At 45.2% G+C, this 5,490-nt stretch carries 4 protein-coding genes and 1 pseudogene; all 5 read right to left on the bottom strand.

Annotated features, from left to right (window positions below; all coding sequences use genetic code 11):
* Positions 1-1,087 (bottom strand): DUF1513 domain-containing protein (locus AB4653_RS14845; RefSeq protein WP_102258312.1); only part of this gene is annotated, 1,087 nt, incomplete at its 3' end.
* On the bottom strand, positions 1,077-2,138 hold the full coding sequence (locus tag AB4653_RS14840) for an imelysin family protein (RefSeq protein WP_102258311.1): 1,062 nt from the start codon (positions 2,136-2,138) through the stop codon (positions 1,077-1,079). The genes AB4653_RS14845 and AB4653_RS14840, both read right to left, overlap by 11 nt.
* 158 nt (positions 2,139-2,296) lie before the next feature.
* On the bottom strand, positions 2,297-3,685 hold the full coding sequence (locus AB4653_RS14835; RefSeq protein WP_102258310.1) for a di-heme oxidoredictase family protein: 1,389 nt from the start codon (positions 3,683-3,685) through the stop codon (positions 2,297-2,299).
* Between the two features lie 112 nt (positions 3,686-3,797).
* A complete protein-coding gene (locus AB4653_RS14830) occupies positions 3,798-5,057 on the bottom strand; it encodes an imelysin family protein (RefSeq protein WP_102258309.1) in 1,260 nt (419 codons plus the stop codon).
* Positions 5,058-5,234: 177 nt separating this feature from the next.
* Positions 5,235-5,490, bottom strand: a pseudogene (locus tag AB4653_RS14825) (GTP cyclohydrolase); the annotation flags it as partial.

The raw sequence follows: 5,490 nt of genomic DNA, 5'->3' as shown, positions 1-5,490 counted from the left end.
AGATTGCACTCCAATGGTTATCCCACTGGACGGATGATTGCTGACTGGATTTTTTATAAGGCTTGCGTTGGCTCACCACACTGCCCGCTCCAGAGCTGAGTCGAAACTCACCATCAAGTAGCACTGCGCCAGAAGCATCAGACAACGCAGATAGCTCTACCAATTCTTGGGTTTCTTTAGACCAAATACCATAACAGTTGCCTCTTGGCGAAGTCGCAATAATCCAATCATCTGACGCCGCAATACTGGCGATATAGTGATTGAACCTTGCCCATTGCTCTGGTTCTGCATTCAGTGATTCAAACTGCCCACCTTTAGTATGCATCGCCAACAGCGAAGGATACTCATCTGGTTCACCACGATATTGCTGGCCACATAGTACGGTTTCAGCACCATCATGGGCTAAGTGTCGAATGCTCAGCTTCTTGTCTAGCAATTCAACCTGATCAAGCAGCGCACCTTCAGGTGAAACATAACTTAAACTCGGTTGCATTGAATTCAAGTTTTTCGGTGTTCTACCGTCAGTATGAACGCCGCCAACACCAATCGCGAGATTACCATCCGGCATGATGATCACTTCATGAGGGCCGATACCAAAGCCCGTGAACTCCTCGACCTTACGATAGCCTTGTGAGACATCGTAAACACCAATCACACCTTGGCTACTGTCGGTTTTCCCTTCCGTGGCATACAGTAACTTGCCATCTAATGAGTAAACGCCATGACCATAGAAGTGGCGATTGTTACCTTTCACAACCATCTTGATCTGCTGACCATTTTTATAGTCAAACACCATAAAATAGTCACCAGGACGACGAGCAAAAACCACCGCATGTGATGATGTTGGGCAAATTGCGACGCCATGCCCACGATCTGGGATCGGCAGTTGACTCAACGGCATACCATATTCGTCAGCCACAACCGCTGAATATTGGCCACGACCATTAAGCGCACAGCCGATCAGTTGAGGATCATTAGATGTGCTTGCGGCGCCAGAGCGACTAGCGCAGCCAAACGGAAGTACAGGTACAGCAGCACAACCCAGTGCAGCCTTGAGTAGCGTTCTTCGTGTAGTATCAGTCACCATCGGTAGCATTAAATCCTATTACCACGCCAAGCTCTATTGCCACTTCTTCATGAATCAGGTACTTCAAACGTTCTAGTTTGTTGTATTGAGTCAGCACATTTCGATAGCCCTCTTTGCTCTGCAGCAACTCGAACAAACTTGAGTCTGTAGGCCAAGTATCTAACGTTAGCGTGAACTGGTCAGCAACACGGTCAGCAAGGTCATTTAAGCCCTTCTCTCTCAACAAGCCGTCTAGGCCATTGCCATCGGCTAGGTACAAATTCTGAAGTGCTGCTACATTCGCTTTTAGTTGAGTCATCGAAGTTTGTGCACGCCATGATTCTGAGAAGTAAGGACGCGGATGACCGATTTTAGCCATCGGACGACTCAGCTTTTTCATGCTGTAATCAAGTTGGTTGGTCAATAAAGCGATGTATTCAGACTCCCAACGAGTCTCGTCTAACGCTAGCCAAGGGTTAACCTGCCATGCCTGTGCAATCGAAGATGACTTAATCGCTAAGTTTTCAGTAATCGCTTGTGATGATTGGCAGCCTAGTGCTTTGTCTTGAAGCAGTGACGATTGCTCGTCATAAAGGGACCATTCCAACGCACCCAGCCCTTGAACGGTCACGCTCTGCTGTGCGATTTCGTCTTGAGACCATGCTTTATCCTGCTGAGTCAATTGACGCATTTTAAGACCGGTGGTGTTCTTCTTATCAGGCCAAAATTGAATATTCCAGCTCTCTTCAAGTGCCGCAGTTGGGCCTCTTTCTTGTCCTTGCAGTGCCATCCAACTGTTCATGGTGAGCTGCCACTGACTTTTCAAAGCATCTAACTCAACATCATTAGTTTGGCAGTAACCCTGCATCAAGACTTCTAGCTCATTGGCTTGCTTGGCGAATAGGACGGCAGAATCAAACTCTTGTTGATAGACACTGCGACTGATGTGGTCGGTCGTATCAGCTTGATAAGACACACCGTTAACCTCAGATGAAGCAGCTTGTTCACCCGATGATTGGCAGCCTGCCATGATTAATACCGACAAAGGCATTAACAAAAATTTATGCGTCATGCTGTTACCTTACTTCCTAATTTTTCTTTTAATTATATGAGTTCATTAAATACCAAACGACCGCTGACCTCGTATTCCTACAAGTTCAGCGGTGCTAAGTGGTTTGATAGCGGCTTTCTTAAGTCACTAGCCGTTAACTAAACTGAATTCAACTCAGCCTATAACGAGTTTAAGAACGCCAATATCGCTTCACGTTCGCTGCTACTAAGAGCTAAAACGTTTTGTTTCGCCATTTCTGCTTCACCCCCATGCCAAAGTACCGCTTCCATAACGTTTCTTGCGCGACCGTCATGAAGCAGGAACGTATGACCATTCACTTCTTTGGTATAGCCTAATCCCCATAATGGCGTCGTACGCCACTCTTGGCCATTGGCAAGATATTCAGGGCGATTGTCGGCTAAGCCTTCCCCCATATCGTGCAACAACATATCGGTATACGGGCTGATTAATTGCTTAGACAACGCAGGTAACCCTTCACGCTCTGCTGTGCGAATTTCGGCTTGGTGGCAACTCTGACAACCAACGTCTTTGAATAATTTTTTGCCTTGCACTACAGCAGGCTTATCGACGTTGCGACGAATAGGGACCGCTAAATGCTGCGAATAAAACTCAACGAAGTCTAATATATTATCACTGACTTCTGGCTCGCCACCATTTGGGAAATCATCACAGGTTGATTGCGCTGATGTGCAGTTTTCATTCGGGAATAAGCGACTCGTTAAGCCCAAATCACCGTTAAACGCAGCCGCATTTTGCTGCATTAGGTTTGGCTGGCCAGCTTTCCAACCGAATCGACCCAACGCCATATCGTTAGTTTGAACATCAAGAACGTAGTTCGCTTTGCCTGAAACACCTTGCTTGTCGGCCAACTGCTGTTTAGCAAATCCGAGAATCGTTTCTTGCGGGATGCTTTCAAGTAAACCAAGGCCAATCATTGGCGGCGCAACACGAGCTGAAAACTCAGTTTTAGGATGCATCTCGCCAAAGGCAAGATCAGTAATCTTTAAAATTGGTTTACGCAAAGTAACGACTGTACCGTCTTTGAATTCAACAGGAACATCGGTGTAGCTGATGTTCACTTTGCCCTCGGGTTTTACACCTTGAAGCGCGAAATCTTGTAACTGGCCGCCGTAAGTTGGTTCAGGAATACCACCATCACGAATGAAGGCTTGTCTCTGCTCTGGCGTTTCAGCAGGGATACTTAAGCGGACCAACAATGAAACCGCGTTCTGGTCATCTTTTTCAGGCGCATGACCACGACCATCTTTGATGTGACAGTTTTGACAACCGTTGGTATTGAACAATGGACCTAATCCATCACGCGCATCGGTTGATGACGGCGCAGGAACCCAAGGGTTTCTAAAGAAGCTGTTACCTACGCTGAAATCCAAACGTTTGCTCATTGGAAGGTTGGCTGCAGGAAGAGAAAAAGCGTTCGCGCCCTCTTTCTTTACTGTGGTTTTGCCTCCAGAGTAGGTTTCATGGGCGTGCAATGGAGATAAGAAAAACAGTGCGGTTAATAGTGAGGCTGAGAGATACGACTTCATACATTGCCTTGCTGTGTTTTTGATTTTAGTTTTTATTAGAGAGTAACTTTTTTGAATAACAAACAATTAAGGGCTCAATAAGAGCCCTTACAATAGTTTTGGACTCGGGTTCTTAAAACTCGTGATCCGCTGTGTCTGGGTTTAGGCTATCAATGCCAATAACACCAGCAGCACGTTCGATTGCAGCAGTTTGAGACACTAGCGAAACAATTGTTTTGTTTACTAGCGCGTTACCTGCAGCGTTGTCAGCAGCAATTAGCTGATCGAAGTGCTGGTTATTTTTCTCTGCTGACACAACAAGTTGACCAACTTGCGCACGTGCTAGGTCAAACTGCTTTTGAATCTCTTTCGCCGCTTGCTCGTCTTTTTGCTCTACTAGGTCAAACAGGCTAGGACCAGAAAGTAGAGAACCATCTTCACGCTTGTACAAGCCAGTGTATACGTTGTAGATACCTTGCTCGTTGTAGTAGTGAGAGTTATGCGTGTTATCCGAGAAACAATCATGCTCGTCTTCAGTAGAGTTTGCTTCTAGTGCAACTTTCATACGCTCACCCGCTAGTTCACCTAGAGATAGTGAGCCCATACCAAATAGCATTTTACGTAGGCCGTTCTCGCTAGATTCAGAAAGAAGCTCTTGACGGTAGTTGCCTTTCTCGCCTTCAGCCCACTGCTTTTCCATCCACTCTAGGTCTTGGATAAGTAGTTCAGCTGATGCTTTTAGGTATGCGCCACGACGGTCACAGTTACCATTAGTACACTCAGCACCAACAACGAAATCAGTGTAAGCACGCTCACCTGCACCGCTGTTAGTACCGTTTAAATCTTGGCCCCAAAGTAGGAATTCAATCGCGTGGTAGCCAGACGCTACGTTCGCTTCAGAACCACCGATCTCGTTCAGGTCTGCAATTAGCTCTGGAGTAATGTTAGTTGCGTCTACTGTTGTCTGACCAATTTGGAAAGTCTTATTTGCAACGATGTTTGCGCTAGCGCCTTCGTTACCAAGTTCATATTGGTAATCAGTCGAAACGTAATCGATAAGGCCTTCATCTAGCGGCCATGCATTTAATTGGCCTTCCCAATCATCTACAACAACGTTACCAAAGCGAAATACTTCAGACTGTTGGTAAGGTACACGAGAGTCTAGCCAAGCTTGCTTTACTTGTTCGAAATTGCCAGCAGAAGGAGAAGCTAAGAAGGTATCAATAGAAGAGTTCAACGCTTTTGCTGTAATTACTGAATCTGCAAACACTGCATGAGCAATATCGGCGTAATGTTCTACAACTTGATCTTGAGTTACTGCTGCAAAAGAAGAAGCAGAGGCAAAAATGAGTGACGAAGTTACGGCTTTTGTCACTAAAGATTTAATGGTCATGAAGCATCCTTGTTGAGCTTTGAATTATTATTCGTAGTAATAGTGCAAACCATTATCATTTACACTACAGATTTGAATAATACAAACTTACAATTTTATTGCAAGATAAATACAAAAAAACCTCACATTTGTGAGGTCTTTAAATACTTTTGTGCTATAGCAATAAAAGGAAGCTTATCAAATATCCAGATTATGCTTACCGTGTGAGACTTTCGCCTTCAGGTAACTCTCATTTCCCGACTTGATATGTGCAGAAGTATTCACCACTTCTTCAATCTCAATACCGAAAGATTTCAGCTCATTGATCTTCTTAGGGTTGTTAGTAACCAAGCGGATTTTTGTGGTTCCTAAAGCGCGAAGCATTTCTGCCGCTTCGGTAAAGTCGCGTAAATCATCACCAAAACCTAGGTGGTTATTCGCTTCATAGGTGTTC

This window comes from Vibrio sp. 10N.222.48.A3 (genome assembly GCF_041475345.1).
Classification (GTDB): domain Bacteria; phylum Pseudomonadota; class Gammaproteobacteria; order Enterobacterales; family Vibrionaceae; genus Vibrio; species Vibrio tasmaniensis_A.
Note: the sequence above shows the minus strand (reverse complement) of the source record. Positions and strands in the feature narration are given on the sequence as shown.

Excerpts from the sequence above, each read along its gene's own strand:
- AB4653_RS14840 (WP_102258311.1), bottom strand. The coding sequence starts at position 2,138 with ATGACGCATAAATTTTTGTTAATGCCTTTGTCGGTATTAATCATGGCA.
- AB4653_RS14835 (WP_102258310.1), bottom strand. The coding sequence starts at position 3,685 with ATGAAGTCGTATCTCTCAGCCTCACTATTAACCGCACTGTTTTTCTTA.
- AB4653_RS14830 (WP_102258309.1), bottom strand. The coding sequence starts at position 5,057 with ATGACCATTAAATCTTTAGTGACAAAAGCCGTAACTTCGTCACTCATT.